This is a genomic window from Flavobacterium cupreum, from assembly GCF_003996965.1.
GTDB lineage: Bacteria > Bacteroidota > Bacteroidia > Flavobacteriales > Flavobacteriaceae > Flavobacterium > Flavobacterium cupreum.
Map to the genome: position 1 here is coordinate 1 of NZ_QWDM01000035.1, position 3,762 is coordinate 3,762.

Here is a 3,762-nt window from a genome sequence, read left to right on the forward strand (position 1 = left end):
AAAGAAAAAGAAATACACGTTCGTAGACATATTGAATTGACAGCCGTTTTAACAGAGATGTTAGAACAAAAGAATAAAGAGTAAGATAATCGAGAGATTGATAAATGCACCGATAGAGACTGATTCGAATAACAAAACGATCTTGATTTAATTAAGATCAACAATATACGATGAAGAGTTTGATCCTGGCTCAGGATGAACGCTAGCGGCAGGCTTAACACATGCAAGTCGAGGGGTATAAGTCTTCGGATTTAGAGACCGGCGCACGGGTGCGTAACGCGTATGCAATCTACCTTTTACAGAGGGATAGCCCAGAGAAATTTGGATTAATACCTCATAGTATTATAGAATGGCATCATTTTATAATTAAAGTCACAACGGTAAAAGATGAGCATGCGTCCCATTAGCTAGTTGGTAAGGTAACGGCTTACCAAGGCTACGATGGGTAGGGGTCCTGAGAGGGAGATCCCCCACACTGGTACTGAGACACGGACCAGACTCCTACGGGAGGCAGCAGTGAGGAATATTGGACAATGGGCGCAAGCCTGATCCAGCCATGCCGCGTGCAGGATGACGGTCCTATGGATTGTAAACTGCTTTTGTACAGGAAGAAACACTGGTTCGTGAACCAGCTTGACGGTACTGTAAGAATAAGGATCGGCTAACTCCGTGCCAGCAGCCGCGGTAATACGGAGGATCCAAGCGTTATCCGGAATCATTGGGTTTAAAGGGTCCGTAGGCGGTTTAATAAGTCAGTGGTGAAAGCCCATCGCTCAACGGTGGAACGGCCATTGATACTGTTAGACTTGAATTATTAGGAAGTAACTAGAATATGTAGTGTAGCGGTGAAATGCTTAGAGATTACATGGAATACCAATTGCGAAGGCAGGTTACTACTAATTGATTGACGCTGATGGACGAAAGCGTGGGTAGCGAACAGGATTAGATACCCTGGTAGTCCACGCCGTAAACGATGGATACTAGCTGTTGGAAGCAATTTCAGTGGCTAAGCGAAAGTGATAAGTATCCCACCTGGGGAGTACGTTCGCAAGAATGAAACTCAAAGGAATTGACGGGGGCCCGCACAAGCGGTGGAGCATGTGGTTTAATTCGATGATACGCGAGGAACCTTACCAAGGCTTAAATGTAGATTGACCGGTTTGGAAACAGATCTTTCGCAAGACAATTTACAAGGTGCTGCATGGTTGTCGTCAGCTCGTGCCGTGAGGTGTCAGGTTAAGTCCTATAACGAGCGCAACCCCTGTTGTTAGTTGCCAGCGAGTCAAGTCGGGAACTCTAACAAGACTGCCAGTGCAAACTGTGAGGAAGGTGGGGATGACGTCAAATCATCACGGCCCTTACGCCTTGGGCTACACACGTGCTACAATGGCCGGTACAGAGAGCAGCCACTGGGCGACCAGGAGCGAATCTATAAAACCGGTCACAGTTCGGATCGGAGTCTGCAACTCGACTCCGTGAAGCTGGAATCGCTAGTAATCGGATATCAGCCATGATCCGGTGAATACGTTCCCGGGCCTTGTACACACCGCCCGTCAAGCCATGGAAGCTGGGGGTGCCTGAAGTCGGTGACCGCAAGGAGCTGCCTAGGGTAAAACTGGTAACTAGGGCTAAGTCGTAACAAGGTAGCCGTACCGGAAGGTGCGGCTGGAACACCTCCTTTCTAGAGCCCCAAGTGTTAGTGGAAACACACGCTGGGGAAAAAAGAAGAAGCTTTATGGGTCATAATTTTAAGACTATTTTACTCTTGCTGTTAGTTCAAATAATAAATTTTAAGTAAAACAGAGTCTCGTAGCTCAGCTGGTTAGAGTACTACACTGATAATGTAGGGGTCGGCAGTTCGAGTCTGCCCGGGACTACTATTTAACTTAAAAAAAAGGAAATTCTGGAAGTTGGGATTCACCACAGGAAATTAGAGAAGAGTTAAGAAATCTAAAATCTGAATTCTACAATCTAAGATTGAAAAATGGGGGATTAGCTCAGCTGGCTAGAGCGCCTGCCTTGCACGCAGGAGGTCAACGGTTCGACTCCGTTATTCTCCACTATCTGAAGAAGATAGAAAAAAGAAAAAAGAATATGGATTTAGTCTGTTCTCTTTGCTCTTTATTCTTTACTCTAAAGAAAAAGTTCATTGACATATTGAGATAAGAAATAATAAAAAGTAGAAAGCGTTTTTTACTATTATGGTAAAAGACAAAAAAAAACGGTCTTAATTAAATTTAAGATTGGTACAATAAGCAAAATAAGGGCGTATGGGGGATGCCTTGGCTCTCAGAGGCGATGAAAGGCGTGATAAGCTGCGAAAAGCTACGGGGACGGGCACACACCGATTGATCCGTAGATACCTGAATGGGGCAACCCACTATGTTGAAGACATAGTACACCGATAGGTGGGCAAACCCGCTGAACTGAAACATCTAAGTAGGCGGAGGAGAAGAAAACAAAAGTGATTCCGTAAGTAGTGGCGAGCGAACGCGGATTAGCCCAAACCAGTGTTGTTACGGCAATGCTGGGGTTGTAGGACCACGATATTTCATGCACAAAGAACCAGAATCTACTGGAAAGTAGGACCAGAGAGGGTGATAGTCCTGTATGGGTAATGAGTGTAATGGATAGTGGTATCCTGAGTAGGGCGGGGCACGTGAAACCCTGTCTGAATTTGGCGGGACCATCCGCTAAGGCTAAATACTCCTGAGAGACCGATAGTGAACCAGTACCGTGAGGGAAAGGTGAAAAGAACCGTGAATAACGGAGTGAAATAGATCCTGAAACCATACGCTTACAAGCGGTCGGAGCCCTTTCGTGGGGTGACGGCGTGCCTTTTGCATAATGAGCCTACGAGTTAACGTTGCTGGCAAGGATAAGTGGTTAAGCCACGGATCCGTAGCGAAAGCGAGTCTGAATAGGGCGCTTTAGTCAGTAGTGTTAGACGCGAAACCGTGTGATCTACCCATGGGCAGGATGAAGCTGTGGTAACACACAGTGGAGGTCCGAACCGGTTGACGTTGAAAAGTCTTCGGATGACCTGTGGGTAGGGGTGAAAGGCCAATCAAACTCGGAAATAGCTCGTACTCCCCGAAATGCATTTAGGTGCAGCGTTATTTTAGTTATATAGAGGTAGAGCTACTGATTGGATGCGGGGGCTTCACCGCCTACCAATTCCTGACAAACTCCGAATGCTATATAATGATTGATAACAGTGAGGGCTTGGGTGCTAAGGTCCAAGTCCGAGAGGGAAAGAACCCAGACCATCAGCTAAGGTCCCCAAATATACGCTAAGTTGAAAGAACGAGGTTTGTCTGCCCAGACAGCTAGGATGTTGGCTTGGAAGCAGCCATTCATTTAAAGAGTGCGTAACAGCTCACTAGTCGAGCGGACGAGCATGGATAATAATCGGGCATAAGCGTATTACCGAAGCTATGGATTTAGAGTTTACTCTAAGTGGTAGGGGAGCATTCTAACAGGGTTGAAGGTGTATCGTAAGGTATGCTGGACTGGTTAGAAAAGAAAATGTAGGCATAAGTAACGATAATGCGGGCGAGAAACCCGCACACCGAAAAACTAAGGTTTCCACAGCTATGCTAATCAGCTGTGGGTTAGTCTGGTCCTAAGGCGAACCCGAAAGGGACAGTCGATGGCTAACGGGTTAATATTCCCGTACTACTAATTACTGTGATGGGGTGACGGAGTGATGAAAGCGCCGCGAACTGACGGAATAGTTCGTTGAAGTACCTACCTATAATA

At 46.3% G+C, this 3,762-nt stretch carries 2 tRNA genes and 2 rRNA genes (1 of these 4 only partly in view); all 4 read left to right on the forward strand.

Going from position 1 to position 3,762, the window contains the following annotated elements:
• Positions 1-167: 167 nt before the first annotated feature.
• A 16S ribosomal RNA gene (locus tag D0817_RS24555) occupies positions 168-1,681 on the forward strand.
• 122 nt (positions 1,682-1,803) lie between these two features.
• Positions 1,804-1,877, forward strand: a tRNA-Ile gene (locus tag D0817_RS24560).
• A 109-nt stretch (positions 1,878-1,986) separates the two neighbouring features.
• Positions 1,987-2,060, forward strand: a tRNA-Ala gene (locus tag D0817_RS24565).
• 189 nt (positions 2,061-2,249) lie between these two features.
• A 23S ribosomal RNA gene (locus D0817_RS24570) occupies positions 2,250-3,762 on the forward strand; it runs 1,463 nt beyond the window's last position.
• The 16S and 23S rRNA genes sit together here with 2 tRNA genes alongside, the layout of an rRNA operon.